The following is a 25,276-nucleotide window of genomic DNA, read 5'->3' on the forward strand; positions in this document are numbered from 1 at the left end:
GGCGGGATTCCTCCCGCCGTTGCCGAAACGTCTTACGATTCTTCTGCGACCGGTGTCGGCACAGGCTCGGGCGTTGGCGTCGGGCCTTGGCGGCGGCTCTCCTGGAACCAGTGCAGGGCGATCAACAGCAGAGTCGGCACACCGAGCAGGGCGGTGATCAGGAAGAAACTGTGGTAACCGAACTTCTCCACCAGAACCCCGGAATAGCCGCCCATCAGGCGCGGCAACAGCAGCATGATCGAGCTGAGCAGCGCGTATTGCGTGGCCGAGAACTTCAGGTTGGTCAGGCTCGACAGGTAGGCAACGAACGCCGACGTCGCCAGGCCGGAGCTGAAGTTGTCGAGGGATATGGTCACCACCAGCATCTGCAGGTTCGGGCCCATGTCGGCGAGCATGACGAACAGCAGGTTGGTGGCTGCCGAGGCCGCGCCGCCGATGAACAGGATCGGCAGAATGCCGAAGCGCACGATCAGCAGGCCGCCCATGCCGGCGCCGACCAGCGTCATGATCAGGCCGAAGATCTTGCTGACACTGGCAATCTGATCCTTGGTAAAACCCTGGTCGATGTAGAACACGTTGGCCATGACGCCCATCACCGTGTCCGACATTCGATAAGTGGCGATCAGGCCGAGCAACAGCAGTGCCTGCCAGCGATAGCGCAGAATGAAGTCGTTGACCGGCGTCAGCACCGGGGCGAGGCCGCGACGGCCCATGGTCGACAGGCACAGACCGGTCAGCAGCGTATACAGAATGGCGCGCAGAAACGCGCGGTCTTCGAGCAGCAGGTCGAGCGGGCTCATGCCGCCGAACAGCACGCTGGCGAAATCAGTGTTGTAGAGCTGGGTGAACATCGCCGGTACCGAGACCAGCAACACGATCAGCACAAACACCGACATCAGTTGGTGCATGAAGGTGTAACGACCGGCCTGCAACTGAGTGCGTAGCGGCACCGGCGGCTCGCGCATGAACAGTGTGGTCAGCAGCGCGGGAATCATCAAGGCACCGAACAGCGCGTAGGTGCCGGCCCAGGCCGAATGCTGATAGTTGAAGCCAGTGGAGCCGAAGCCCTCAGCGAAGAACAGCGCGCCAGCGGTGGCCAGCAGTGCAGCCACGCGATACCCGGACATATAGCTGGCGGCGAGGGCGGCCTGGCGGTTGTCTTCGGCGATTTCCAGTCGATAGGCGTCGACCGCGATGTCTTGGGTGGCGGAGGCGAAGGCGACGACAACCGCAATGGCGATCAACCAGGACAGGTGCTTTTGCGGGTCGCAGAAACCCATGCCGATCAAGCCGAGGATCACCAGGGCTTGTGAGAGCACCAGCCACGAACGGCGACGGCCAAGTTTGCCCAGCAACGGCAGGCGCCATTGGTCGAGCAGTGGTGACCAGACCCATTTGAACGCATAGGCCAGGCCGATCAGACTGGCGTAGCCAATGGTTTCACGGGCGACACCGGCTTCACGCAGCCAGACGGATAGCGTAGAGAACACCAGCATGTACGGCAGGCCGGCGGCGAAACCGAGCAACAACAGCACGAGCGTCGAAGGACTGGCATAAGCGGCTAGCGCGGCGCGCCAGGTTTTACGGGGCATGGGCTGAAGTCTGCCTCAAGATTGCGGAAACAAAGCGCGCACTCTAACCGCTGTGCTCTACCGGACGCCAGCCATGGCGCTGAATATCCACACGATTGTTCAGGACGGTGATGCCTTCCATGCGCAATCGAGCGCGTTGTTCATCGCCGGACGGGCTGCCCACCGGCAGGCTGATCCGACCGCCGGCGCCCAGCACACGGTGCCAGGGCAGCTTTGTATCGCCGGGCAACTGACTCAAGGTGCGGCCGACCCAGCGGGCGGCGCGCCCCAATCCGGCCAGTTCAGCTAACTGACCATAGCTGACGACTTTGCCTTCGGGCACTTGGGCGAGCGTCGAGTAGAGCGCCGTGCGTCGGATTTGCGCATCGTTTTCAACGCTGTCGAGCGGGTCTTTCACGTGCGCGGTTCCTGAGCATGAACAGTTTGATGGCTTTCAGAGTAATCGGTGATCGCGCAATTGAGAAATGAACTCATCGGAAATCGTCCGGTCAGTCCTTGTCAGGGTCTTATTCCTACGGATAATGCCGACCTTTTTTCGCAAACTTGAGCCTTCGATTTGCTTATGTTGTCCAGATCCCTGCTGTGCCTTGCTGTTTTCAGTGCGTCCACGCCCCTGCTTGCCGACACCGTCTGGTTGAAGAACGGTGACAAGTTGAGCGGCACCATCACCGTGTTCGATGGCGGCAAGCTGTTGATCCAGACCAAATACGCCGGTGCAGTCACCATTGACTGGAAAGAGGTCAAGACGCTGGACAGTGATCAGCACTTGCTGGTCAAGCAGGATGCCTACAGCGGTGAAGTGTCCAAGTCGCTGACGGCTGCCGAAGATGGCAAGGTCACCCTGGCCAACGGTGAGGCGCCGAAAACCGTTGAGCTGGCGAGCATTCAGCAGATTCTCAAACCGAAACCGGTGGTCGAAGATCTGGTGTGGAAGGGCAATGTCGACCTGGCGCTGGATTATCAACGCGCCGAGAAAGACACCGATGACTACGATGTCGGCTTTAAGACCACGGCGCGTCATGGTCGCTGGCGTCATACCGCCGAAGGTGAGTACAACCGCGAAGTGCAGGACGAAGAAACCACCACCGACAACTGGCGCGCCGAATACGCACTCGACCGCTTTCTGACCGATAAATGGTTTTGGCAGGGCCGTCTGAACTACAAGCGTGATCACATCGAAGAGCTGGCGCGCCAGCGTGTGGTCGGTACCGGTCCTGGCTACCAGTTCTGGGATGACGAGTTGGGCGCGTTCTCGCTCGGCTCGCTGCTTAACCGCACCGACTACGAGTATCGCGATGGCAGCAAGGACAACTTCTATTCCGTCGCGATGAAGTGGGATTACAACCGTTACCTGATTGGCAAGAAGGTCGAATTCTTCACCAACGGTGAAATCGGCAAGCCGCTTTCCGACGTGGCCAACTACGCGCTGGATGCGGAAATGGGCCTGCGTTACAAAGTCACCGACTGGGCATCGCTCAACCTCAAGGCTGAACGCGACATCATCAGCGGCACCAACGATGCGGATTTGAACAAGACCCGCTACACCGCCGGGTTTGGCGTGGCCTGGTAAGGCACCCACAAAAAATCGCAGCCCTGGCAGGCTGCGATTTTTTTTGCCTGTACAAAACAGACGCCCACAAAAAAGCCCCACTTTTAAGGGCGGGGCTCTTTTCTAAAGAAGCTACAAGTTAGATAACTTGTACTTCTTCAGCTTGCATGCCTTTCTGACCGCGGGTAGCGATGAAAGAAACCTGTTGGCCTTCTTTCAGGCTTTTGAAGCCGTCGGATTGGATAGCTTTGAAGTGAACGAACAGGTCGTCACCGGATTGTGGAGTGATGAAGCCGAAGCCTTTTTCATCGTTGAACCACTTAACGGTACCGGTTTGGCGATTAGACATGGTGTAACTCCTTGAACAAAGATAACTGCGACTCAGGAAGAACCCTGGCCGAGACTGAGTGCAAAGAGCAGGAAAAATTCTTGTAGATGGTTGGATCGAAATTCAACATATCGTGTAGAGATTCTCAGTGACACAAGCAACACAGTGACGCCACCTTAACCCAGTTTCCGAGAAGTGCCAATGCTTCTTGCGAAGGTTTCTCTGTTTTCGGGATCGGCGGTGTGACGGTTCGTCGCCAAAGCCCGTATTTCATGGGTGTTCGGCGAGAATTGCACCGCGCACTTTGAACCCGGCGGCGCGCCCGGTAAGATGCCGGACAGAATTTTTCCACCTCGCTATTCAGGACACCCCGCCATGAGCATCAAATCGGACAAGTGGATTCGCCGCATGGCGCAGGAACAGGGCATGATCGAGCCGTTCGTCGAGCGCCAGATGCGCGGCAGCGATGACAGCCGAGTGATCTCCTACGGTGTATCGAGCTACGGCTACGACGTGCGCTGCACCAATCACTTCAAGGTGTTCACCAACATCAACTCGTCCATCGTCGACCCGAAAAACTTCGATCCGGGCAGCTTCGTCGACGTCCACAGCGATGTTTGCATCATTCCGCCGAACTCCTTCGCCCTGGCCAGCACCGTCGAATATTTCCGCATTCCGCGCAATGTGCTGACCATCTGCCTGGGTAAAAGCACCTACGCGCGTTGCGGCATCATCGTTAACGTCACGCCGCTTGAGCCTGAGTGGGAAGGCCACGTGACCCTGGAATTCTCCAACACCACCAACCTGCCGGCGAAAATCTACGCCAACGAAGGCGTGGCACAGATGCTGTTCCTCGAATCCGACGAGGAATGTGAAGTGTCCTACAAGGACCGTGGCGGCAAGTACCAGGGCCAGCGTGGCGTGACCTTGCCGCGCACCTGATCGGTCCATCCGACAGATCGCGGGAATTCTTTGGCGGGCAGACACTCTATGGGGTGTACTGCCCGTTTTTGCTTTCGGCAAAACGGGCCTTCGCCGAGGAGTGCCCTATGAAGATCGATCCGCAAATCACTGCCGAACTGGCAAGGCTCGAGCCCAATCAGATTGGCGTATTGGCCTGGTCCTTGTTGGCGCATCCGCCACTGAGCATGGCCGGCGGAATTCCCGGACAGCCCGATCCCGATACCCCCAACGAACAACCCACCGAGCCTGGCGAACCGACGCTTCCGGACGAGCCGCCACCGGCACCAGTTGCCTGATCTGCATTGACAACCAATGGCCAGTCAGATGAGGTCTGCAAAGACTTCAACTGACTGGCCATATTTCGTTATCGCCGATGACGAAAATCCTGCAACTCTCTTCGCGCTCGACCGCATAGCCGCCGGTGAAGGCGCCGAATGCCGGTAGCAGGCTGAGGCGTTCGCCGAGCCTGAAACACGCCAGGCGCAAGCTTTGCCGACCCTTGCCGCGCAGCCGATAGACCGGGTGTACGTGACCCGCCAGCACGTGCCTTTCAGGGTGCGGATCAGGCTCGTGCTGCAAGGCGAATGGCCCGAGCAGCAGCGGTTCCGGCACCACCCGGATATTCAGCGATTCAGGTGGATCACCGGCGCGTTTGTCATGATTGCCGCGAATCAGTGTCATCGGCAGATCAGCGTGGCGCGCGCGCCATTGTGCCAGCGCGTCCAGCGTGCCTGGCGCATGAGAGCCGGGCCCGTGGAGGAAGTCACCGAGAAAGATCAATAACCGGCAGGGCAGCTTCGCCAGCAGCCGATCAATCACTGCGATATTGCTCGCCGTGGTGCCGTGCGGAACCGGTTGACCCAGACTGCGGTAAGCCGCCGCTTTGCCGAAATGCACATCGGCAATCAGCAGGACCTGTTGCGCGGGCCAGTACAGGGCTTTTTCCGGCAAAAGCCATAGTTCTTCGCCGGCCAGGCGTACCGGGTAGCCTGAACTCATGAGGATTTATCCTTGTCGGCGCTGTTCTCCAGATCACCAACCATTCGCCTGATGCGATCAGCGAGTTTTTCCGAACTCATGCTTTCGCGCATGCGCTCCACCAGCAGCGGGAAGCCCAGTGGTGTAGGACGTTTAACCTGATGCAAGTCCAGTTTCATCCCGTTGATCCGCTCCAATGTCTGTTCCAAGCGACGAATATCCAGTTCTTCTCGCAGGACTTCTTCCCCGGCCTGGGCCAGCAACAGATTATCTGCGTCGTATTGTTTGAACACTTCAAAAAACAGTCCGCTGGACGCCTGCACCTGTCGGGTGCTTTTCGGTGCGCCGGGGTAGCCGGCGAAGACCAGTCCGGCAATCCGCGCGATCTCGCGAAAACGGCGCAAGGCCAGTTCGCCTGCGTTCAGACTGGCCAGAACGTCCGCTAATAAATCATCGGCATTGAAGAGATCGGCATTCAAATACTCGGCCCAGTCGATCGGCGTGGCGCTGAGCAATTCCAGGCCGTAATCGTTCACCGCGATGGAAAACGTCACAGGCTGCTGTTGACTGACGCGCCATGCCAACAGGCTCGCCAGTCCCAGGTGCACCTGGCGCCCGGCAAAGGGATAGAGGAAAAGGTGCCAGCCTTCGCGGGACTTCAGCACCTCGGCCAATAGGTTTTCGGTGGTGGGCAGTCCAGACCAGCGCATCTGCGTTTCCAGTAACGGCCGCAATGCGTGCATTTCCGGCCCGACAAACTCACCCTGCGCGGCCGCGCTGAAACGACTGACGACGGCGGCGGCGAGTTCATTGGAAAGCGGCATGCGCCCGCCATTCCAGCGCGGCACGGCGGCTTTTTTCGCGTTGCTGCGTTTGACGTAAGCGGTCATGTTTTCCACTCGCACCAACTCCAGCAAACGCCCGGCGAAGAGAAAACCGTCACCCGGTTTAAGCCGCGCGATGAAACCTTCCTCGACACTGCCCAACTGTTTGCCACCGCCGCCCTTGCTCCAGAATTTCAGATGGATGCTCGCGTCACTGACGATGGTGCCGATGCTCATGCGATGGCGCCGCGCCAATCGCGCATCCGGCACTCGCCAGACGCCGTGCTCGTCTGGCTCGACCCGGCGGTAATCCGGATAGGCTGTCAGAGACATCCCGCCATGGCGTACGAAAGCCAGCGCCCAGGCCCAGTCAGCAGTTGTCAGGTCACGATAAGCCCAGGCGCCACGGACTTCTTCGTACAGCTCATCGGGTAAAAATCCACCACCGAGGGCCATGCTGACCAAATGCTGGACCAGCACATCCAGCGGTTTGTGCGGTGACTGGCGTGGTTCGATACGCCGTCGTTCGACGGCATCACGGGCGGCAGCGGCTTCGATCAGCTCAAGGCTGTGAGTCGGCACCAGCGTTACTCGCGAGGTGCGTCCCGGCGCGTGGCCTGAACGACCGGCGCGTTGCATCAGGCGCGCGACGCCTTTGGCCGAGCCGATTTGCAGCACGCGCTCGACTGGCAGGAAATCCACGCCCAGATCCAGGCTCGAGGTGCAGACCACGGCTTTGAGGTGCCCGTCTTTCAAGGCCTGCTCGACCCAGTCGCGAGTCTCGCGAGACAGTGAACTGTGATGCAAAGCGATCAACCCGGCCCAATCGGGTCGCGCCTCCAGCAGTGCCTGATACCAGATTTCCGATTGCGCCCGGGTATTGGTGAACACCAAAGTGCTGGCGCAGGCCTCCAGTTCGGCGACCACTTGCGGCAGCATCTTCAGGCCGATGTGTCCGGCCCACGGAAAACGTTCAATCGCCGGTGGGAGGAGGGTGTCGACCTTCAGCGCTTTTTCGTTTTGCCCCTGAATGCTGATGCCGCCGCCCTGTGGGATCAGCACCTGTTCGGCGTGGGATTGATTACCGAGAGTGGCGGACACCCCCCAGACGATCAGTTCGGGTTGCCAATGCCGCAGGCGGGCGAGGGCCAGTTGCAGTTGCACGCCGCGCTTGTTACCGAGCAGTTCGTGCCATTCATCGACGACGATCATGCGCAGACTCGCCAGCGCCACCTGCGCATCGGTACGAGCAAGCAGTAAGGTCAGGCTTTCCGGGGTGGTGATCAGCGTGGTCGGCAGGCGCCGGCTCTGCCGGGCGCGTTCGCTGCTGCTGGTATCGCCGGTGCGCAGGCCGATGCTCCATGGGATGTGCAGGTCATCGACCGGTGTTTGCAGGGCGCGCGCAGTGTCGGCGGCGAGGGCGCGCATGGGGGTGATCCACAGCACGGTCAGTGGTTCGGCCGGTGGTTTGCGCTTGCGTGGGCTTTCAACAACAGCGGCGGGTTTGGCGAAGCGATTGAGCGCGGCAAACCACACCGCATAGGTTTTGCCGGCACCGGTGCTGGCGTGGAGCAGACCGGATTGGCCGTTTTTGACCGCCGCCCAGACCTGTTTCTGAAAGGCGAACGGCTTCCAGTTGCGGGCGCTGAACCAGATTTTTGCCAGGTCGGAGGATTTCGCCATGCGGGCTGCGCGCGCTCTGGAGGGGTTCTTCCAGTGACCACGGGGCGGGCGGACAAGTTTGATTTTTGTAGACGATGAAGATCCATTGTGGGAGCGAGCCTGCTCGCGAATGCAGTGTGTCAGCCAACGATTTGTAAACTGTCAAACCGCATTCGCGAGCAGGCTCGCTCCCACAGGGGATTGTGTACGGCGTTATTTCAGGTTGCCGCTGAGGAATTGCTTGAGGCGTTCGCTTTTAGGGTTGCCGAGCACATCCTCGGGCGCGCCTTCTTCTTCCACCAGACCCTGATGCAGAAACAACACCTGGCTGGAAACCTTACGAGCGAAGCTCATTTCGTGGGTCACCATGATCATGGTCCGACCTTCTTCAGCCAGCCCTTGAATCACCTTCAACACTTCACCGACCAATTCCGGGTCCAGCGCCGAGGTCGGTTCATCAAACAGCATTACCTCCGGCTCCATCGCCAGCGCCCGGGCAATCGCCACGCGCTGTTGCTGACCGCCTGAGAGAAACGCCGGATATTGATCGGCCACTCGTGCCGGCAGGCCAACCTTGTCCAGATAACGCCGCGCACGGTCGTCGGCTTCCTGTTTGCTGCAACCCAGCACCCGGCGCGGGGCCATGGTGATGTTTTCCAGCACGGTCATGTGGCTCCACAGGTTGAAGTGCTGGAACACCATCGCCAGCCGCGTGCGCAGGCGTTGCAGTTCATCGGCGTCGGCGACGTGCATGCCGTGGCGGTCGGTGACCATGCGGATCGCCTGGCCATCGAGGCTCATGGCGCCATCGTTGGGTTGTTCGAGAAAGTTGATGCAGCGCAAAAAGGTGCTTTTGCCCGAGCCGCTGGCGCCGATCAGGCTGATCACGTCGCCGGTCTTGGCCTTGAGCGAAACGCCTTTGAGCACCTGATGGTCGCCATAGCTTTTGTGCAGGCCTTCAACGGTCAGTTTGTACATGGGACAGACATCCTCAAGGCGAAAGTAGGTAGCCGCTGCGATAGGCTTCAGCGCCCGCGACGTGGGCGATAACCATGCCGGCAGTGGCCATGCGTCGCAGCGAGCGGGCGTACATCACGCCGGCGCTGGTGCAATGAACGGGGGTGACCCGGTCGTGGATCGGGTCGATGATTTCGGCGATCTGTTGCCCGGCTTCGAGGTATTGACCCGCCGTGGCGGTGTATACCAGCAGCCCGCCGACCGGGGTGGTCACCGGTTCCACACCGGCCAGCGGCGTAGCGGGGAACGGCAACGGTGGTTGCGATTTGGTCTCGCCGACAATCGCATCGGACTGGATCAGATAATCGATCAGCGCCTGGCAGTCGCGGCTGGCCAGCGGATGGGTGACGTCACCCTGGCCGCGCAACTCGACGGTGACTGAAAAACTGCCCAGCGGAATCTCGAAGTGTTCGCCGAAGCGCTCTTTCAGTTGCCACCACAGCAGGGTGAAGCATTCGTCGAACGACTGACCGCCGGAGTCGGTGGCCAGCAAGCTCGCCTGAGCTTCGATGTAGCGCGCCAGCGGTTCGACCTGCGGCCATGCTTCGGGCGTGGTGTAGAGGTGCACCACCGATTCGAAATCGCAGTGCAAGTCCAGCACCATGTCCGCGTCGCAGGCCAACCGTTGCAGGGTCAGACGCTGGGATTGCAGTTGCGTGCTGGCGGTCTGGCGGGCGAGCGCGTCGCGCAGATGTGTGCGGATCAGTTCGAGGTTGTGTTGCGGATCGTCGTTCAGCTTGCCTTCGATGGCGTTGCCGATCTCTTCGCTGAGATCGACGAACCAGCGGTTGAAGTTCTGCCCGCTCTCCAGTTCGTAGCGGCCCAACGGCACGTCCATCAGCACTTGTTCGAGGCCGACCGGGTTGGCCACCGGCACCAGCACGATTTGGCTGCGCAGGCGCCCGGCGGCTTCCAGCTCCGCCAGACGCTGCTTGAGGTGCCAGGCGACGAGCATGCCGGGCAGTTCATCGGCGTGCAGCGAGGACTGGATGTAAACCTTGCCCTTGGCCTGCTCCGGGCCGAAGTGGAAGCTGTGGATCTGTCGTGCGGTCCCCGGCAGCGGGGCCAGCAAGTCATGAATCAGGTGGCGCATTTTTTATCTCTTTATTCCTGAACTGGGCCTAGTGAGTCGGCCCGAGGAAGGCCAGCCATCGGCGTTCGGCAAGGCGGAACAGGCCGACCAGCGCAAAGGTGATGGTCAGGTAGATCAACGCGGCGATGCCGAACGACTGAAAGGTCAGGAAGGTCGCCGAGTTGGCGTCCCGCGCAACTTTCAGGATGTCGGGGATGGTCGCGGTGAAGGCCACGGTGGTCGAGTGCAGCATCAGGATCACTTCGTTGCTGTAATACGGCAACGAACGGCGCAGCGCCGACGGCATGATCACGTAGGCATACAGTTTCCAGCCAGTCAGCCCGTAAGCCTTGGCCGCCTCGACTTCGCCGTGGTTCATGCTGCGGATCGCCCCGGCGAAAATTTCCGTGGTGTAGGCGCAAGTGTTCAGGGCAAAGGCGAGGATCGTGCAGTTCATCGCATCGCGAAAGAAACTGTCGAGCAGCGGCTGCGCACGCACGGCGGCCAGGCTGTAGATCCCGGTGTAGCAGATCAGCAGCTGGATATACAGCGGCGTGCCACGGAACAGGTAGGTGTAGAACTGCACCGGCCAGCGGATGTAGAAGTGGCTCGAGACGCGCGCGATCGACAGCGGAATCGACACCAGGAAACCGATGAAGATCGAGGCGCTGAGCAGCCACAGCGTCATCGCCAGCCCGGTAATGTTCTGGCCGTCGGTATAGAGGAAGGCGCGCCAGTATTCCTGCAGAAGTTCGATCATCGTACGGCCTCCCGGGCACCGGCGGCGTAGCGGCGTTCGAGCCAGCGCAGGATGAAGTTCGAGGCACTGGTGATCAGCAGATAGATCAACGCGGCGAGGACCAGGAAGTAGAACAGTTGATAAGTGCTTTTACCGGCGTCCTGCGCCGCTTTGACCAGGTCGGCGAGGCCGATGATCGACACCAGCGCGGTGGCCTTGAGCATCACCATCCAGTTGTTGCCGATGCCCGGCAGGGCGAAACGCATCATTTGCGGGAACACCACGAAGCGAAAGCGCTGGCCGCGTTTGAGGCCATACGCGGTGGCGGCTTCAACCTGACCGCGCGGCACGGCGAGGATCGCACCACGGAAAGTTTCGGTGAAATACGCGCCATAAATGAAGCCCAGCGTCAGCACCCCGGCGCTGAACGGGTTGATCTCGATGTATTCCCATTCCATGTAGTCAGTCAGGGACGTCAACCAGGTTTGCAGGCTGTAGAAGATCAGCAGCATCAGCACCAGGTCCGGCACCCCGCGAATCAGCGTGGTGTAGAGCTGGGCGGGCAGGCGCACCAGTTTAATTTTTGACAGTTTGGCGCTGGCGCCGAGCAGACCGAGCAACACGGCCACCAGTAGCGACAACGCCGACAATTTGATGGTCATCCAGGTGCCTTCCAACAGCAAAGGGCCGAAGCCCTTGAGGCTGAAGGCGGAGAGCCCCAGATTTTGTAAGAGGTTTTCGAACATAAATCAGCAACCTGAGCGGATGGAAAAGGCGCCCATCGAGGATGGGCGCCGGGGCATTATTTGCCGCTGTACAGATTCAGATCGCCAAAGTGTTTCTTTTGAATCTCGGCGTATTTGCCGTCATCGTGTAACGCTTTGATACCTTTATCTAAAAGCGCCTTCAGCTCAGTGTTACCTTTCTTAATACCGACAGCGGTTTTGGCTGGCAGCAATTCGTTGTCGACTGGCTTGCTGACGTCATAGTCGGCACCCTGTGGCGACTTCAAGAAGCCCAGTTCGGCTTGCAGCATGTCCTGAATACCGGCGTCGAGACGGCCGGAGGTCAGGTCGGAGTACACCTGATCCTGATTCTGATAGGCCTGGGTTTTCACGCCGGCCTTGTCCAGCACGGCTTTGGCGTAGGCTTCCTGAATGGTGCCTTGCTCGTAGCCGACGGTTTTACCCTTCAGCGAAGCAACGTCGGCGGTGATGCCGGAGCCTTTTTTCGACACGTAAGCGGTCGGGCCGGAGAACAGTTCGCTGGAGAAGTCGATGACTTTTTCGCGAGCCGGGGTCACGGTCATCGACGAGATCACACCGTCGAATTTGTTGGCCTTGAGGCCCGGAATCATGCCGTCGAAGTCACTTTCGACCCACTTGCACTTGACCTTGAGTTCGGCGCAGATCGCGTTGCCCAGGTCGATGTCGAAGCCCACCAGGCTGCCGTCGGCCGCTTTCGACTCGAACGGTGCGTACGAAGGGTCAACGCCAAAGCGCAGCTCTTTGTATTCCTTGGCCAGCGCGGAGCCAGCGGCCATGCACAACGCCAGTGCAGAAAGGGTCAGCAATGCTTTTTTCATTATTCAATCCCTAAGAACCAATATGAGCGCTTGTGGCGCAGAATTATTGTTACTGGAACGCGTACGACCTATAGAAAGTAGCAATTTCCGAACCAGAGTCCCGAACAAGTGTTTTAAAAGGTTGGGCGGGGAGGGATGAGGGGAACTGAGTGCACGGAAATGGGCATTGCCCAAAGCGTGCACCGATTTGTGGCCGCGTCATGTGTTGTCCCGGGAAAAGGGGTCAGGCCAGCAGATCCTGCAAAGTGGCCAAGCTATCCGCTTCATCCACAGTCTTGTCCTGCCGCCAGCGCAGCATCCGCGGAAAACGCACCGCGATCCCGCTCTTGTGTCGGCGTGACAGGGCAATACCTTCAAAGCCAAGTTCAAAAACCAGACTCGGCTTCACACTGCTCACCGGGCCGAACTTCTCCACCGTGGTCTTGCGCACGATGCTGTCGACCTGACGCATTTCCTCATCGGTCAGCCCCGAATAGGCCTTGGCGAACGGCACCAGCGCGCGCTGACTCGAATCGGGCGGGCCGTCCCACACCGCAAAGGTGTAATCGCTATACAGACTGGCCCGCCGGCCATGCCCGCGCTGCGCGTAAATCAGCACCGCATCGACGCTGAACGGGTCGACTTTCCACTTCCACCATACGCCCATGTCTTTGGTGCGCCCGACGCCATATAACGCGTCGCGCGCCTTGAGCATCATGCCCTCGACACCCAGTCGCCGCGAGGACTCGCGTTGGCGGGCGAGGTCCAACCAATCAGTGCCGGTCAGCACCGGTGAGGCCAGCAGCACCGGGCTGTTGCAGCGCGCAATCACCGCTTCCAGTTGCGCCCGGCGTTTGTCCTGCGGCTGATTGCGCCAGTCTTCGCCTTGCCATTCGAGCAGGTCGTAGGCCAGCACCACCACCGGCACGTCTTCGAGGATTTTCTTGTCGAGGGTCTTGCGGCCGATGCGTTGTTGCAGCAGGGCAAAGGACTGCACGGCTGGCGGTTCGGTCGATTGCGGATCAAAGGCGTCTTCGGTGCGCAGATGCGTGCTTTTCCACACGACGATTTCGCCGTCGATCACCGTGCCATCGGGCAAGCCGTGTACCAGCACCTCCAGTTCGGGAAAACGCTCGGTCACCAGTTCCTCGCCCCGCGACCAGATCCATAGTCGGCCCTCTCGCTTGACCACTTGGGCGCGGATGCCATCCCATTTCCATTCAATCTGCCAATCGCTGGGCGGGCCGATCAGCGTTTCGAATTCTTCCACCGGTTGCGACAAGGCATGGGCCAGGAAGAACGGATACGGCTGACCACCCCGCTGAGCATGTTCATCGCTGGATTCAGGGGCAATCAGCTTTAGGTAACTGGCGGCGCTCGGCCGGTTGGACAGATCGGTGTAACCGACCAGACGCTGCGCCACACGCTTGCTGTCCAGCCCGGCCATCGAGGCCAGGGCTCGGGTGACCAGCAATTTCGAGACGCCGACGCGGAAACTGCCGGTGATCAATTTGATGCACAGCATCAGGCTTGATCGATCCAATTGCGCCCACAGGGCCGGCAGTTGCCGGTTCAGATATTCCGGTGCTTCACCGCGCAGTGGCAGCAGTTTGTCTTCGATCCACTCGGCGAGGCCAGCGTCGGAGCTGTGCGGGTTTTCTGCGAGTACCAGCGAAATGGTTTCCGCGAGGTCGCCGACCGCTTGATAGCTTTCCTCGAACAACCACGGTTCCAGGCCGGAGATCTCGACGGCGAGTTCGCGCAGAATTCTCACCGGCACCAGTTGCCGGGGCCGGCCACCGGACAAGAAGTACACCGCCCACGCGGCGTCGTGCGGTTCGGCCTGGGCGAAGTAGGCTTGCATCGCCGCCAGTTTGGCGTTGCTCGAGGTGGTCGCGTCGAGTTCGGCGTACAGTTCGGCGAATGCTTTCATGCGGGCATCTCTGCGATGGTCGGTTCGGTGGCGAGGTGTTCTTCTTCGTCATCGCCGTATTCGGTGTTGAAACCCTGGGCATCCAGCCCCTGTTCGCGCAGATGCCGTACGAGCACGCCGATTGAACCGTGGGTGACCATCACCCGCTCTGCGCCGGTTTGCTCAATGGCCCAGAGCAGGCCGGGCCAGTCGGCGTGATCGGAGAGCACGAAACCGCGATCGACGCCGCGCCGCCGTCGGGTACCACGCAAGCGCATCCAGCCACTGGCAAATGCGTCGCTGTACTCGCCAAAACGGCGCATCCAGCTGCTGCCACCGGCCGAAGGCGGGGCGATGACCAGGGCCTGGCGCATGATCGGATCGTTTTTTTTCACCTCTCCGGCGTAGATCGTCGGCGGCAAATACACGCCGGCCTCGCGGTAGACCCGATTCAGCGGTTCGACCGCACCGTGGCTGAGGATCGGACCGAGGCTTTCGTCGATGCCGTGGAGAATTCGCTGGGCCTTGCCGAACGAATAACAGAACAACACGCTGGCCTTGCCGGCCGCGATGTTCGCTGCCCACCACTGATTGATCTCGCTGAACACCTGCGCTTGGGGCTGCCAGCGATAAATCGGCAGGCCGAAGGTCGATTCGGTGATGAAGGTGTGGCAGCGCACCGGTTCGAACGGGGCGCAGGTGCCGTCCGGTTCGATCTTGTAGTCGCCGGACGCGACCCAGACTTCGCCACCGTATTCCAGGCGCACTTGTGCCGAACCGAGCACGTGGCCTGCGGGGTGAAAGCTCAGGGTGACACCGTGGTGCGTCAGGCGCTGGCCGTAGGCGAGGGTTTGCAGGTTGATGTCCTGCCCCAGACGCGCGCGTAAAATCCCTTCGCTGGCGCTGCTGGCGAGGTAGTGCTGATTGCCGGTACGGGCGTGATCGCCGTGGGCATGGGTAATCACCGAGCGCTCGACGGGGCGCCACGGGTCTATGTAGAAATCTCCGGCAGGGCAGTACAAACCCTCGGGGCGGGCGATAACAAGGTCCATGTCCTTACCAGAATGGGGGGCTTGTTAGCTATGAGGCTGACGCTGGGCTGGAAGTTCTATCGACTTTGAAGAGCAACCCTCACCCCAGCCCTCTCCCTGAGAGAGAGGGGGCCGACCGCGGTGTCTGGGAGAGCTACGCCGACGTGAAATACCGAGTCGAACACAGATTCTGGACCAGATCAAAAGACCCTCACCCCAGCCCTCTCCCTGAGGGAGAGGGGCCGACTGAGGTGTCTGGCCAGCTACATCGACCTGAAAGACCGAGTCGATTACGGATTCGGCAAGGCACGAACCGAGTTGATTCTGGATTCGGCAGTGCACGTTCAGGTCGGCGTATGACTCAAGCATCCCCCAATCAGTCCCCTCTCCCTCCGGGAGAGGGTTAGGGTGAGGGGCTTTTGATGTACAGCTATTTGCCGGGAGTAAGCGTCAGACGGGTCTTGCCGTAGACCCGGTCAAAGTTCTGCGGCTGCATCGGCAAGCCGATGTACTGCCCCTTCAACCACGCATCGATGCCATTGAGGTAGTTCGGACTCACCGGATTACCCGACTGCCCCGTACCGTTCTGCCCCATCAGCGGTTCAGCCTGGCCGAAGTCGACGATGAAACGCATCGATGGCGCACGCGTCGTGGTGAAATCCTGACCCCAGGCGAACGCCGACGTGTTCAACGTGGTGTGATCGCCACCGGCCGCCAGTGGTCCGCGCACAGTCTGTCCATTGCTGTTCTTCCAGGCATAACTGTGCAGCTTGCCCCATTGCCAGGCGCGGTGATCGCCGCCCAACTGACTCTCGCCAGCGGTGATCGCCGCCGCGAAGCTACGGGCAAGAATCACTGCTTTGTCTTCTTTCTGCGGTGTACGAATGTCGTCCCAGAACGGACTGTCCTCACGTCCCAACAGATGGTCAGCCTGCGCCGCGTAAGACAGATCACCATTGGCGATAAACGCCCTCCACGCCGGGCTCGATTCCGGACCGAGTTCGTCGAGGAAGATCTGCTTCATGCTTTCTTGCAGGAACAGTTCGTAGATCGCCGCATCCGCCGAGGTCGGGCTGAGCTTGCCGTCGAACGCCATCAACCGCGTGAGCGCTTCGCGCGCCTTGCTGCGATCCGCTTCCGGCAGGGCATCGATCGCCTGTTTCAGCGGCTGCTTCATGCCCGGTGCTTCGAAGACTTTCTTCAACTTGGCGGCGAAGGTGGTGGTCTGGTCGTATTGCATGGCGATCACGCTGCGGCTGTCGTGCTTGCCGCTGCCGGCCAGTTCCGCCAGACGTTCGCCACGTTCCGGCGCCGCCCAAGAGTTCGACAGTTGCATGCCGTAGCCGTGAGGAATCACACGCTGGTTGGCGGTGCCGAGCCAGCCTTGCGCCGGATCCTGATCGTACGGATGCAGCATCGGGTCGGCGTAACCGTCCCAGTCGTAGCGACCTTCCCAGCCCGGCGACGGCAGCAAGCCTTCGCCTTCGCGGCGGTTGGGGAAACGCCCGGTGACCTGCCAACCGATGTTGCTCGCATCGGCGAACACCAGATTCAGGGCGATGGCGCGGATCTCGCGGCTCGCGTCGGAAGCGCGTTCAACGGTTTGCGCGCGGGTCAGATCAAAAAACGCATCCAGCGACTTGTCATCAGTGAAGCTCGGGGTCTGCAAGGCAAGACCGAAACCGCTGCCTTGCGCGGCCGCCTGAGTACTGTTGAGCAATGCGCCGTGGCGGGTTTCGTACACTGCTTCGCGAATCGGCCGTTGGCCTTTGACGAAGTAGGTTTCGTTGCGCACGCCCAGCGGCTGCCATTTGCCGTTGACCTCGTAGGTCAGGCTGCTGCCCTGACGTCGAATTTTTTCCAGAAACAGATCCTGGTTGTCGCCGAGCACGCTGGTCATGCTCCACGCGACTTTGCCGTTGAAACCGCCGAGGACCATCGGCAGACCGGCAACGGTGACGCCGGCGGCCTGATATTTCGGTGCGCGGATCTGCACGAAACTCCACAGCGACGGCGCGGCCAGCGGCCCATGGGCGTCACTGGCCAGCAGGCTCTTGCCGCTGCGGCTGCGTTGCGGGGCGATCGCCCAGTTGTTCGAAGACGGTGTGCCGAGCAGGTTCAGCGCCGACAGTTGCTGGCTGGCGTTACTCAGTTCGGTCAGGCCGGGAATCTGCCCGTTGAGCTTGAGCCCTTGCAGCTTGTCGGCCTCGGCCAGTGGCAGGTTTTCGTCAGGCGCGGACGGCGTCAGCCAGGCGAGTTTGTCGGTGGTGACGGTTTGCGCCAGCACCAGCGAGGAAATTTCTTCCGGCAGGTTGGCCGACTGGCTGAAATTCAACAGGGCGAAAATCAGCGCCGAGTCTTCCGGTTTCCAGTATTCCGGCTTGTAACCACTGGAGGCGAGGTCGCCCGGCAGTTTGTCGGCGTAGCGGAACAGGTAGGCGTTGACGCCTCGTGCATAGACTTCGAAGAAGCGCTTTAGGCGAGGCGACGAGGCCTTGTACAGCTCGCCAGCGCTTTTCTTCAGATTGACCGCGCGCATGTAGCGGTCGGCGTCGAGCATTGACGCGCCGGACATTTCCGCCAGACGGCCCTGCGCCAACAGGCGCAAGGTCACCATCTGGTTGATGCGATCGCTGGCGTGGACGTAACCGAGGCTGAACAGTGCGTCATGGAACGTGTTGCTCTCGATCAGCGGCATGCCCATGGCATTGCGACGTACCGACACGTTCTGCGCCAGACCCTTGAGCGGTTGCACGCCGGAGGTCGGCGGGAGGGTGTCCTGAGCATTCCAGGTCTGGCAACCGGACAGGCCCAAAACACCGGCCACTGCTGCGGCAACGCCGAACCGGGGAAGAAAATGTGTGAGGGCTGGCGAGGCCATGGCAAAGCTCCTGCGGGGGGTAGCGTCAGTAAAGGCGCTACGTTAGTGAGCAGGAGGTGGCCGCGCAAGCGGGGGCGGGGGTTATTTGCGTATTTCTGTCGAATGGAAAAGATCGCAGCCTGCGGCAGCTCCTGCATAAGCATGCATTCCCCTGTAGGAGCTGCCGAAGGCTGCGATCTTTTGCCGTTCAATCAAGCCTTCGGTGGATTGATTTTCTGCACCAACGCGTAGGCCTTCACCGTCGCCGGGCGATCCTTGATGCGGTTGAACCAGCGCTGCACATGCGGGAAGTCTTCAAGGTTCTGGCTTTGCCATTTGTGCGAGACGATCCACGGATAGATCGCCATGTCGGCAATGCTGTATTCGCTGCCGGCGACGAATTCGTTATCAGCCAGTTGATTGTTCAATACGCCATACAACCGCGCGGTCTCGTCGATGTAGCGCTTGATCGCGTAGGGGATTTTCTCCGGGGCGAACTGGCTGAAGTGGTGATTCTGCCCGGCCATCGGCCCCAGTCCGCCCATTTGCCAGAACAGCCATTGCAGCGCCGTTTGTCGACCGCGCAGGTCTTGGGGCAGAAACTTCCCGGTCTTCTCCGCCAGATACAAAAGAATCGCCCCGGATTCGAACAGCGACAACGGTTCGCCGCCATCGGCCGGTTCATGATCGACGATGGCCGGGATGCGGTTGTTCGGGGCGATTTTCAGAAAGTGTGGCTGAAACTGCTCACCCTGACCGATGTTGATCGGGTGCACGTTGTACGGCAGGCCGGCTTCTTCGAGGAACAGAGAGATCTTGTGGCCGTTGGGGGTGGTCCAGTAATACAGGTCGATCATGGAGAACTCCAAAGCAGAAATGGACTTGCGTGCGGACAGCAAACGCCGGCGTCAGGTCGTCCCGTGCGCGTTCGATAGCTTGCTTAGTAGGAAGAGGTGATGCTGAACTGCGCAGAATTCAATGACTCTGCATGAGAAAAATCGCCATGGAGCTTCAGGCCAACGCTGCACTGATCATCATCGACCAGCAAAAAGGCATCCTGCAGCCGCGTTTGGGGCGAAGAAATAATCCTCAAGCTGAGCAGCGAATCCTTGATCTGCTGGGGCTGTGGCGGCGTAGCACAAGGCCGGTGATTCATGTGCAGCATCTGTCCCGTGAGCCGGAATCGGTGTTTTGGCCGGAGCAGGAAGGGGTGGAGTTTCAGGAGAGGTTTTTGCCGCAGGACGGCGAATGGCTGATTCAGAAACAGGTGCCGGATGCGTTTTGTGCCATCGGGTTAGAGGCGCGGTTGCGAGAGGCGGGGATCGGGCAATTGGTTATTGTCGGCGTGGCCACTAACAACTCCGTGGAATCGACGGCGCGCACGGCGGGGAATCTGGGGTTTGATGCGTGGGTGGCGGAGGATGCCTGTTTCACCTTCGACAAGGCCGATTATTTCGGCACATTGCGTACGGCGGAAGAGGTGCACGGAATGTCGCTGGGGAATTTGCAGGGGGAGTATGCGACGGTGGTCAGCTCCGCGCAGATTCTGGCGGCTGGCTGAAAACTTCACCGTATGAGCCGGCCCCTTCGCGAGCAGGCTCGCTCCCACAAGGATCGCGGTGGGCACAAAAGGCATGACCGGCGCAGATCAAATGTGGGAGCGAGCCTGCTCGCGAAAGCGGTCTGTCAGGCGAAACGACTGTCCGCCCCGGGGATCACGCCCCGTGGCACTTCTTGAATTTCTTGCCGTTGCCGCATGGGCACGGGTCGTTACGGCCGACGTCTTTCAGGGCGTTGCGCACCGGTTCCTGGTGGGCGTGGCCGCAGTTCGGGCCGTGCACGTGGCCGTGGTCATGTTCGTGATGATGGTCATGATCGTGGTTGCAGTCAGGGCCATGGACATGAGGTTGCTGGGTCATCGGTGTTGCTCCGGAATTAAATCGGCGGGGATTATCACGCCATTGCGCTCAAGGTGCACGTAGTGGGCGATGAATAAACCGGTTTCCATCTCACCCTGCAAGCGATAGGGAATCTGTTGATTCGAGCTTTTCAGCATTTTCACCACATCTTTTACCCGGGGCCACAGGTTGGTGCGGATCGGCACTTTGAAGTAGGCACTGCGTTTTGGTCCGACCGTAAACCAGTGTTCATGCTCACCCTCGGCCAGCAGTATGTCGGCCAGATGAATGCGGTATTCGAGGCCGCGCACGGTCAGGTCGCTATCGTTGGGGTTATCGACGCGAAAGTGCAGGATGAATTTCTGTTCGAGCAGTTTGGCGCGCACCACTTCGACTTTCACCAGATGCACGGCGGGGTCGACGCTGTCATCGCTGAACCACGACGCGCAACCGCCGAGGTTCAGGATCAGCATCAAAAACAGAAAATATAGTGTGCGCCAGCGACCGAGCATGGTTTTACTCCCTTTGCTGGCAGTCTAGCCGCTAAAAGATCGCAGTCTGCAGCAGCGCCTACAGGCGAAGCACAAATCCTGTGCAGGAGCTGCCGCAGGCTGCGATCTTTTGATCTTAAGCGCCGAAATATCCCGCACAGCACTTCTTGAACTTCTGCCCACTGGCGCACGGGCAACTGTCATTGCGCCCCAGCTTCAATTGCACCGTCGGATCAATGAAGTACCAGTGCCCGGCGTTCTGCACGAACGACGAACGCTCGCGATGGCTATGCTCGCCCTGACCGTCATGCCAGCGCGCGGTGAAGGTGACGAAAGCGTGTTCCGGCTGGCCACCGAAGACTTCCGAACTCTCGACTTCAAGGCCGAGCCAGGTGCTCTGTGCACTCCAGTCGGTGATCGATTGGCGATTGAGGCCCGCTTGCTGGGCGGGCAGGGTGGTCGCCACCAGATAGTCGATCAGCCCCAGCACATAGGCGCTGTAGCGCGAACGCATCAGCGCTTCGGCGCACGGTGCCGGATGGCCGTCGTGATAATGGCCGCAGCAGGCCTCCAACAGATTGCCGCTGCCGCACGGGCAAATGGCTGTACTCATTGCATTACCACCAGTATTTCCCGAAGTTTTCCGGATTGGCCCAGAACCGTGAGTTGAGCCAGTCGGGGACTTGTTTGTATTCAAGCAGATCATAGGTGAACAGGGTCAGCACTTGTTTGTCGCGTTGAAAACGTTCACTGGCTTGCAGCGCCAGTGAATAGAAGTCGGTTTCCTGCCAGCCGCTGGCCGCCAGGTCCGCCAGCACGGCGATGCGGCTGGTGTTGAGATTGCGAATCCCGCCCAACAGGTTCAGGCCATCGCGTTTGGGCAAATGTTCCAGGCAATCGACCACCAGCGCCAGATCGAAACGCTGTGCCGCCAGTTCAGCAGGCAGTGCGCCGGGCGCCGCATGGGCGACGACGGTGTCTGGATGTGCCTCTTTAAAGGCGCTCAGGGCTGGAAATTCGCTGGCGCCGATCAGCAACAGCCGCGCCGGGGCGTAGCGATCCAGCAAAGCGGCTAACGCCTGTTGCGGCGTGCGGGAAGAAATGGCGACGTTCATCGAAGCTCCTCAATCAGACCGCCAAGACTAGCCTGCCTGACGGTGGCGGCAAAGCGCCCTGTTTCGCCCGTTTCAGGTAAATGTGCCGAAGTCCTGTGAACAGGCTCGCAAACAGCGGTGGCCTATTGCTGGCGGAGATTAAAACTCCGGTCTTTACTCCCTGAATCGGTTCTAAGCCGATCCCTCAGGAGAAAACCAGATGAGCATAGTTCGGACAGCATTACCTTTGATTCTGCTAACCAGTGTGTTGACTGGTTGCGCAGGTTTGCAGAAAACCGACTGGCCGACCTGTGCGGCGGTCGGGGGTGTTGTGGGTGCGGGTCTCGGCGCGACGGAAAGCTCGGCGTGGGCGGGGTATGGGGCGTTGGTGGTCGGTGGTACGGCAGCGGCCTATTGCTGGGTGCACGGTGATGGCGACGAAGACGGCGATGGTGTGCCGGACAGTCGCGACAAGTGCCCGCACACGCCTAAAGGCGTGCAAGTCGACGCTGACGGTTGCCCACCACCAGCGCCTGCACCCGTGGTCGAAGAAGCTGTAGTGGTCAAGGAAGAAACCATTGTTATCCGTGATGTGCACTTCCAGTTCGACAAAGCCACGCTGACCGGCCCTGACAAGCAAGTGCTCGACAAGGTCGCCACCCGCCTGAAACAGGAATCATCGACCGCGCAACTGACTGTGACCGGTCACACCGACAGCGTGGGCAGCGATGCCTACAACAAGAAACTGTCGGATCGTCGTGCGCACTCGGTGGTGGAGTACCTGATCCAGCAGGGTGTGCCACGCGCCAGCTTCGTTTCGGTGTCCGGCATGGGTGAAAGCCAACCGGTGGCCGATAACAAAACCGCTGACGGTCGCGCACAAAACCGTCGTACCGAAATCAAAATCCAGCGTTAAGCCCCTCTCGCATTCGCGGCTTGTGCAGTCGCGGATGCGGGTCTTTACTCCTGTGTAACCGGTATGGGCCGGTGACACAGGAGCTTTCACAATGACTGTTTTCTCAAGGTCCGTCTTGCCGGTGCTGCTGCTAGGCAGCTTGCTCACCGGTTGCGCCACCCACAGCGATGGCACTGCACCCCTCAATCAACGTACGTGGCCGATCTGCAGCCTTATCGGCGGGCTGGTCGGTGGCGGTCTCGGCGCCATTGAAAGTGGCGGCTGGGCCGGCGGCGGCGCAGCGCTGGGGATTCTTACCGGCGGACTGATCTGTTACGCCCAGGACGGCGATGAAGACGGCGACGGTGTATTCGACCGCCGCGACCGTTGCCCGGACACCCCGGAAAATACCCCGGTCGATCACCGTGGTTGCCCGTTGCCGCAATACCCGGTCACGGAAAAAGTGCCGGAGCCTGCACCGCAAACTGAAGTCATCACCCTAAGCGATGCCGGCAACGTGCTGTTCGATTTCGATGAATCCGACCTGACCCCGGCGGCGAAAGCCCAGCTCGATACGCTGATGGACAAACTGCGCAATGCCGACGTGGTGAGCATCAAGGTCATTGGTCACACCGACAGCAAAGGTTCGGATGCGTACAACCAGGCCTTGTCGGAACGGCGTGCAAGCAGTGTCGCCACGTATCTGCTGAGCCAGGGGCTGGCGCCGAACAAACTCACCAGTGAAGGGCGCGGTGAGAGCGAACCGGTTGCCGATAACGCCACCGATGAAGGTCGTGCGCAGAACCGGCGTGTGGAGTTGCACATCAACCGTTAGGACGCGTCTGTAGGGCGCAGGCTAGAGCTGCCGGGCGACGATCAGCGTCGTTTCGGCAGCCATTTGGCAGACGATCGAAGTTTTTTCATTTTCCCCTCTGGCTTATCCCCCGCAGAAGCCGTTACTGTGCGCCCAAAGAATAATTCGCAACACGGGGGAGCGTATGAAAGTGTTCTGGGGGCTGGGGCGATTGTTGACCCTGCTGTTCTGCTGCGTGGTACTGGCCAATCAGTTGGTGCCGTTCGTACATCCGTTGCATCTGCTGGTCAATCTGGCCGGCGGTCTGTTGTTGCTGATTCATCTATTCGAAGTGCTGCTGTGCAATCGCAGCCTCAAAGGTCGCCCGCACCCTTGGCGTGACCGTGGCCGCATCCTGCTGTTCGGCGTATTCCACCTGCAAACCATCCCGGCCCCGGCCGCTCCGGAGGCTTCTTCCCATGCGTAAACTCTGCTTGCTCGCTGTATTCATCAGCCCATTGGCCTGTGCCCAGGTGGTCAGCGTTGAAACCAATTCGCTGATGCGTTTGCCCAATACCGCCAGCACCTTGCAGCTGGAAAAACTCGAAGTGGCCGATTACGGCACGCTGTTGATTCCGGCGAACGTGACCGAGTTGAGTGTCGGTGAACTACGCCTTGGCCATGAAGCACGCATCGCGATCGTTCCGGGCGAGAACGCTTTGGACATGAAGGTCGTTCGCGCAGAGCTGAGCGATGGCAGCCAGATCACCGCGCGCGGGGCGCCGGGGACGTATGAAAAAGCTGCCCGTGCCGGACGTAATCTGAATCTGCAATTCAAGGCGTTGAGCGCGCCGCAGCTGTTGGTCGATGCCCGTGGCGGCACCGGTGCCCCTGGTTTTGTCGGCCTCGATGGCGGTAATGGTGAAGACCCGGGCTGCACTTATGGTTCGGCCGGGCATGGTTTTGATGGCAGCAACGGCAGTGATGGCCAACCGGGCGCACCGGGAGCGCTGGTGCGGCTGGAAGTGCCGCGCGAGTTTCCGGCTGAGCTGATCAAGGTCAACGTGGCGGGTGGCAACGGTGGCCCGGCGGGTGTTGGCGGCAAAGCAGGGAAGGGCGGCAAGTCCAAGGGCTGCCTTGTGTATCGCGCCGATGGTGGCAAGAACGGCAAGGCCGGGGCGGATGGCCAGCCTGGGCCGGTGGGGGCGGCGGGTGCTGTGACCGTGCAGCGCCTGTAAAGGCAGACCCTCACCCCAGCCCTCCCGAAACGTCGGACCGCCCGTAGGGAGAGGGGGCCGACCGAGGTGACTCAGGCTATCCATCGACCTGAAAAACCGTGTCGATTATGGATTCAAAGCTAATCCTTCAGGTCGGCGTAACTCTTCAATATCCCCCATTCAGTCCCCTCTCCCTACGGGCGGTCCGACGTTTCGGGAGGGTTAGGGTGAGGGGCTTTTGATCTCAGTCCCCAATTTCAGAATATCGGCCGAGCCGCGGCAATCGCCACCAGCACCAGCCCGACAATCAGATTAAGCCCCACCACCCGGCGAATTCGCCCCAGCACCGCCGCACCCGCCGGCCAGTCCTTCGCCTCCACCACCGTACGCAGTTCAGGCAACATCAACCCCTGAATGCGGATAAACAGCGCCGTCATCACCACATACAAGCCCATCATCACCTGCACATACTTCGGCGCGGTCTCAAACCCGACCTGCTGCAAATGCAACATGCCCACGCCGCTGATGGGCAAAAGAATCACCGCGACCCAGACCCACCGAAAAAAACCTTGAAACACTTCCACCCACAAGGTGAGGCGGGCTGGGCCGTCGAGGGCCTTCACAGCCGCGGGGCGCAGGACCATCCAGGCGAAAAACATGCCGCCGACCCACACCAGGGCGGACAGCACATGCAGGGGGTAAACGAGGCTAAAAGGTGTCATTGGGGCACTCCGTTCTGCGCGGGATTAATTAGCGGGGTATGATAGCCGCCATCCGAAACCACTGAAAATTTATCC

At 60.2% G+C, this 25,276-nt stretch carries 27 protein-coding genes; 8 read left to right on the forward strand and 19 right to left on the reverse strand.

All coding sequences use genetic code 11. The features are described 5' to 3' along the window. Window positions 1-32 precede the first annotated feature (32 nt). Window positions 33-1,592 carry an AmpG family muropeptide MFS transporter gene (locus HU754_RS07510; protein WP_093436370.1) on the reverse strand — a complete coding sequence of 520 codons (1,560 nt, stop codon included), beginning with the start codon at window positions 1,590-1,592 and terminating at the stop codon, window positions 33-35. A 43-nt stretch (window positions 1,593-1,635) separates the two neighbouring features. Beyond that, complete coding sequence (locus HU754_RS07515) at window positions 1,636-1,989, reverse strand: MGMT family protein (protein ID WP_016985281.1); 354 nt, start codon at window positions 1,987-1,989, stop codon at window positions 1,636-1,638. Window positions 1,990-2,154: 165 nt separating this feature from the next. Here HU754_RS07515 and HU754_RS07520 point away from each other — a divergent pair, with 165 nt between their 5' ends. Then, window positions 2,155-3,162, forward strand: coding sequence for a DUF481 domain-containing protein (locus HU754_RS07520; protein ID WP_186623646.1), 1,008 nt, complete (start codon window positions 2,155-2,157; stop codon window positions 3,160-3,162). Between the two features lie 118 nt (window positions 3,163-3,280). Here HU754_RS07520 and HU754_RS07525 read toward each other — a convergent pair whose 3' ends face one another. After that, window positions 3,281-3,490, reverse strand: coding sequence for a cold-shock protein (locus tag HU754_RS07525; RefSeq protein ID WP_002554837.1), 210 nt, complete (start codon window positions 3,488-3,490; stop codon window positions 3,281-3,283). 354 nt (window positions 3,491-3,844) lie between these two features. Between HU754_RS07525 and dcd the strand changes: the two genes are divergently transcribed. Both dcd and HU754_RS07535 read left to right on the forward strand, forming a co-directional pair. Further along, window positions 3,845-4,411: a dCTP deaminase gene (gene dcd, locus HU754_RS07530; RefSeq protein WP_093436360.1), complete on the forward strand. Its 567-nt coding sequence runs from the start codon at window positions 3,845-3,847 to the stop codon at window positions 4,409-4,411. A 107-nt stretch (window positions 4,412-4,518) separates the two neighbouring features. After that, on the forward strand, window positions 4,519-4,728 hold the full coding sequence (locus HU754_RS07535; protein WP_007918615.1) for a hypothetical protein: 210 nt from the start codon (window positions 4,519-4,521) through the stop codon (window positions 4,726-4,728). Window positions 4,729-4,774: 46 nt separating this feature from the next. On the opposite strand, the gene pdeM is transcribed toward HU754_RS07535, so the two are convergent. From pdeM to HU754_RS07590, 11 genes are all read right to left on the reverse strand, one after another. Then, entirely contained in the window at window positions 4,775-5,431 is a 657-nt protein-coding gene (gene pdeM / locus HU754_RS07540; protein ID WP_093436351.1) for a ligase-associated DNA damage response endonuclease PdeM, read from the reverse strand. Then, entirely contained in the window at window positions 5,428-7,917 is a 2,490-nt protein-coding gene (locus tag HU754_RS07545) for a ligase-associated DNA damage response DEXH box helicase (protein ID WP_186623648.1), read from the reverse strand. Before HU754_RS07545 ends, pdeM begins: the two co-directional genes overlap by 4 nt. 192 nt (window positions 7,918-8,109) lie before the next feature. Beyond that, window positions 8,110-8,874, reverse strand: a complete 765-nt coding sequence (locus HU754_RS07550) for an ABC transporter ATP-binding protein (protein WP_034154958.1) — start codon at window positions 8,872-8,874, stop codon at window positions 8,110-8,112. Between the two features lie 13 nt (window positions 8,875-8,887). Beyond that, window positions 8,888-10,006 (reverse strand): succinylglutamate desuccinylase/aspartoacylase family protein, encoded by a 1,119-nt coding sequence (locus HU754_RS07555; protein ID WP_099758172.1) that lies wholly within the window; start codon window positions 10,004-10,006, stop codon window positions 8,888-8,890. 28 nt (window positions 10,007-10,034) lie between these two features. Continuing rightward, window positions 10,035-10,745 (reverse strand): ABC transporter permease, encoded by a 711-nt coding sequence (locus HU754_RS07560; protein WP_093436336.1) that lies wholly within the window; start codon window positions 10,743-10,745, stop codon window positions 10,035-10,037. Beyond that, on the reverse strand, window positions 10,742-11,470 hold the full coding sequence (locus tag HU754_RS07565) for an ABC transporter permease (RefSeq protein ID WP_093436331.1): 729 nt from the start codon (window positions 11,468-11,470) through the stop codon (window positions 10,742-10,744). Before HU754_RS07565 ends, HU754_RS07560 begins: the two co-directional genes overlap by 4 nt. A gap of 56 nt (window positions 11,471-11,526) precedes the next feature. Next, window positions 11,527-12,309, reverse strand: a complete 783-nt coding sequence (locus HU754_RS07570) for a transporter substrate-binding domain-containing protein (protein WP_008083900.1) — start codon at window positions 12,307-12,309, stop codon at window positions 11,527-11,529. Window positions 12,310-12,532: 223 nt separating this feature from the next. After that, window positions 12,533-14,221: an ATP-dependent DNA ligase gene (locus tag HU754_RS07575; RefSeq protein ID WP_186623650.1), complete on the reverse strand. Its 1,689-nt coding sequence runs from the start codon at window positions 14,219-14,221 to the stop codon at window positions 12,533-12,535. Further along, complete coding sequence (locus HU754_RS07580) at window positions 14,218-15,252, reverse strand: ligase-associated DNA damage response exonuclease (protein WP_186623652.1); 1,035 nt, start codon at window positions 15,250-15,252, stop codon at window positions 14,218-14,220. Before HU754_RS07580 ends, HU754_RS07575 begins: the two co-directional genes overlap by 4 nt. A 409-nt stretch (window positions 15,253-15,661) precedes the next feature. Continuing rightward, window positions 15,662-18,112, reverse strand: a complete 2,451-nt coding sequence (locus tag HU754_RS07585; protein ID WP_186623653.1) for a penicillin acylase family protein — start codon at window positions 18,110-18,112, stop codon at window positions 15,662-15,664. Between the two features lie 191 nt (window positions 18,113-18,303). Then, window positions 18,304-18,948 (reverse strand): glutathione binding-like protein, encoded by a 645-nt coding sequence (locus HU754_RS07590; RefSeq protein ID WP_186623654.1) that lies wholly within the window; start codon window positions 18,946-18,948, stop codon window positions 18,304-18,306. Window positions 18,949-19,094: 146 nt separating this feature from the next. Here HU754_RS07590 and HU754_RS07595 point away from each other — a divergent pair, with 146 nt between their 5' ends. Next, window positions 19,095-19,652: a cysteine hydrolase family protein gene (locus tag HU754_RS07595; RefSeq protein WP_186623811.1), complete on the forward strand. Its 558-nt coding sequence runs from the start codon at window positions 19,095-19,097 to the stop codon at window positions 19,650-19,652. Window positions 19,653-19,806: 154 nt separating this feature from the next. On the opposite strand, the gene HU754_RS07600 is transcribed toward HU754_RS07595, so the two are convergent. The 4 genes from HU754_RS07600 to HU754_RS07615 all read right to left on the reverse strand — a co-directional run bounded on the left by HU754_RS07600 (window position 19,807) and on the right by HU754_RS07615 (window position 21,595). Further along, complete coding sequence (locus HU754_RS07600) at window positions 19,807-20,010, reverse strand: SEC-C metal-binding domain-containing protein (protein ID WP_034154967.1); 204 nt, start codon at window positions 20,008-20,010, stop codon at window positions 19,807-19,809. After that, a complete protein-coding gene (locus HU754_RS07605; protein WP_186623657.1) occupies window positions 20,007-20,501 on the reverse strand; it encodes an LEA/WHy family protein in 495 nt (164 codons plus the stop codon). The genes HU754_RS07600 and HU754_RS07605 overlap by 4 nt, the downstream gene beginning before the upstream one ends. A 115-nt stretch (window positions 20,502-20,616) precedes the next feature. Further along, complete coding sequence (locus tag HU754_RS07610; protein ID WP_095049121.1) at window positions 20,617-21,093, reverse strand: YchJ family protein; 477 nt, start codon at window positions 21,091-21,093, stop codon at window positions 20,617-20,619. Between the two features lie 4 nt (window positions 21,094-21,097). After that, the gene (locus HU754_RS07615) at window positions 21,098-21,595 is read right to left on the reverse strand and encodes a DUF6231 family protein (RefSeq protein ID WP_186623659.1); all 498 of its coding nucleotides are present in this window, start codon (window positions 21,593-21,595) and stop codon (window positions 21,098-21,100) included. Between the two features lie 199 nt (window positions 21,596-21,794). Between HU754_RS07615 and HU754_RS07620 the strand changes: the two genes are divergently transcribed. The 4 genes from HU754_RS07620 (at window position 21,795) to HU754_RS07635 (ending at window position 24,500) form a co-directional block, all read left to right on the forward strand. Further along, the gene (locus HU754_RS07620) at window positions 21,795-22,490 is read left to right on the forward strand and encodes a PA1041 family peptidoglycan-binding anchor lipoprotein (RefSeq protein ID WP_186623662.1); all 696 of its coding nucleotides are present in this window, start codon (window positions 21,795-21,797) and stop codon (window positions 22,488-22,490) included. A 91-nt stretch (window positions 22,491-22,581) separates the two neighbouring features. Next, window positions 22,582-23,304, forward strand: coding sequence for a PA1041 family peptidoglycan-binding anchor lipoprotein (locus HU754_RS07625; RefSeq protein WP_186623664.1), 723 nt, complete (start codon window positions 22,582-22,584; stop codon window positions 23,302-23,304). Window positions 23,305-23,467: 163 nt separating this feature from the next. After that, window positions 23,468-23,749: a DUF1145 domain-containing protein gene (locus HU754_RS07630; protein WP_095049124.1), complete on the forward strand. Its 282-nt coding sequence runs from the start codon at window positions 23,468-23,470 to the stop codon at window positions 23,747-23,749. Further along, window positions 23,742-24,500, forward strand: a complete 759-nt coding sequence (locus HU754_RS07635) for a collagen-like protein (protein ID WP_186623666.1) — start codon at window positions 23,742-23,744, stop codon at window positions 24,498-24,500. The genes HU754_RS07630 and HU754_RS07635 overlap by 8 nt, the downstream gene beginning before the upstream one ends. A gap of 236 nt (window positions 24,501-24,736) precedes the next feature. Here HU754_RS07635 and HU754_RS07640 read toward each other — a convergent pair whose 3' ends face one another. Then, window positions 24,737-25,201: a CopD family protein gene (locus HU754_RS07640; protein WP_093438783.1), complete on the reverse strand. Its 465-nt coding sequence runs from the start codon at window positions 25,199-25,201 to the stop codon at window positions 24,737-24,739. Between the last annotated feature and the right edge of the window lie 75 nt (window positions 25,202-25,276).

The organism is Pseudomonas zeae, assembly GCF_014268485.2.
In the GTDB taxonomy this organism is placed as follows: domain Bacteria; phylum Pseudomonadota; class Gammaproteobacteria; order Pseudomonadales; family Pseudomonadaceae; genus Aquipseudomonas; species Aquipseudomonas neuropathica.

What these genes read in the sequence shown, in the direction of transcription:
- HU754_RS07560 (WP_093436336.1), bottom strand. Translation starts at nt 10,745, where the DNA reads ATGATCGAACTTCTGCAGGAATACTGGCGCGCCTTCCTCTATACCGAC.
- HU754_RS07525 (WP_002554837.1), bottom strand. Translation starts at nt 3,490, where the DNA reads ATGTCTAATCGCCAAACCGGTACCGTTAAGTGGTTCAACGATGAAAAA.
- HU754_RS07600 (WP_034154967.1), bottom strand. Translation starts at nt 20,010, where the DNA reads ATGACCCAGCAACCTCATGTCCATGGCCCTGACTGCAACCACGATCAT.
- pdeM (WP_093436351.1), bottom strand. Translation starts at nt 5,431, where the DNA reads ATGAGTTCAGGCTACCCGGTACGCCTGGCCGGCGAAGAACTATGGCTT.
- HU754_RS07610 (WP_095049121.1), bottom strand. Translation starts at nt 21,093, where the DNA reads ATGAGTACAGCCATTTGCCCGTGCGGCAGCGGCAATCTGTTGGAGGCC.
- HU754_RS07580 (WP_186623652.1), bottom strand. Translation starts at nt 15,252, where the DNA reads ATGGACCTTGTTATCGCCCGCCCCGAGGGTTTGTACTGCCCTGCCGGA.
- HU754_RS07565 (WP_093436331.1), bottom strand. Translation starts at nt 11,470, where the DNA reads ATGTTCGAAAACCTCTTACAAAATCTGGGGCTCTCCGCCTTCAGCCTC.
- HU754_RS07630 (WP_095049124.1), top strand. Translation starts at nt 23,468, where the DNA reads ATGAAAGTGTTCTGGGGGCTGGGGCGATTGTTGACCCTGCTGTTCTGC.
- HU754_RS07635 (WP_186623666.1), top strand. Translation starts at nt 23,742, where the DNA reads ATGCGTAAACTCTGCTTGCTCGCTGTATTCATCAGCCCATTGGCCTGT.
- HU754_RS07625 (WP_186623664.1), top strand. Translation starts at nt 22,582, where the DNA reads ATGACTGTTTTCTCAAGGTCCGTCTTGCCGGTGCTGCTGCTAGGCAGC.
- HU754_RS07620 (WP_186623662.1), top strand. Translation starts at nt 21,795, where the DNA reads ATGAGCATAGTTCGGACAGCATTACCTTTGATTCTGCTAACCAGTGTG.
- HU754_RS07545 (WP_186623648.1), bottom strand. Translation starts at nt 7,917, where the DNA reads ATGGCGAAATCCTCCGACCTGGCAAAAATCTGGTTCAGCGCCCGCAAC.
- HU754_RS07520 (WP_186623646.1), top strand. Translation starts at nt 2,155, where the DNA reads ATGTTGTCCAGATCCCTGCTGTGCCTTGCTGTTTTCAGTGCGTCCACG.
- HU754_RS07555 (WP_099758172.1), bottom strand. Translation starts at nt 10,006, where the DNA reads ATGCGCCACCTGATTCATGACTTGCTGGCCCCGCTGCCGGGGACCGCA.
- HU754_RS07590 (WP_186623654.1), bottom strand. Translation starts at nt 18,948, where the DNA reads ATGATCGACCTGTATTACTGGACCACCCCCAACGGCCACAAGATCTCT.
- HU754_RS07575 (WP_186623650.1), bottom strand. Translation starts at nt 14,221, where the DNA reads ATGAAAGCATTCGCCGAACTGTACGCCGAACTCGACGCGACCACCTCG.
- HU754_RS07550 (WP_034154958.1), bottom strand. Translation starts at nt 8,874, where the DNA reads ATGTACAAACTGACCGTTGAAGGCCTGCACAAAAGCTATGGCGACCAT.
- HU754_RS07595 (WP_186623811.1), top strand. Translation starts at nt 19,095, where the DNA reads ATGGAGCTTCAGGCCAACGCTGCACTGATCATCATCGACCAGCAAAAA.
- HU754_RS07570 (WP_008083900.1), bottom strand. Translation starts at nt 12,309, where the DNA reads ATGAAAAAAGCATTGCTGACCCTTTCTGCACTGGCGTTGTGCATGGCC.
- dcd (WP_093436360.1), top strand. Translation starts at nt 3,845, where the DNA reads ATGAGCATCAAATCGGACAAGTGGATTCGCCGCATGGCGCAGGAACAG.
- HU754_RS07615 (WP_186623659.1), bottom strand. Translation starts at nt 21,595, where the DNA reads ATGAACGTCGCCATTTCTTCCCGCACGCCGCAACAGGCGTTAGCCGCT.
- HU754_RS07640 (WP_093438783.1), bottom strand. Translation starts at nt 25,201, where the DNA reads ATGACACCTTTTAGCCTCGTTTACCCCCTGCATGTGCTGTCCGCCCTG.
- HU754_RS07535 (WP_007918615.1), top strand. Translation starts at nt 4,519, where the DNA reads ATGAAGATCGATCCGCAAATCACTGCCGAACTGGCAAGGCTCGAGCCC.
- HU754_RS07605 (WP_186623657.1), bottom strand. Translation starts at nt 20,501, where the DNA reads ATGCTCGGTCGCTGGCGCACACTATATTTTCTGTTTTTGATGCTGATC.
- HU754_RS07510 (WP_093436370.1), bottom strand. Translation starts at nt 1,592, where the DNA reads ATGCCCCGTAAAACCTGGCGCGCCGCGCTAGCCGCTTATGCCAGTCCT.
- HU754_RS07585 (WP_186623653.1), bottom strand. Translation starts at nt 18,112, where the DNA reads ATGGCCTCGCCAGCCCTCACACATTTTCTTCCCCGGTTCGGCGTTGCC.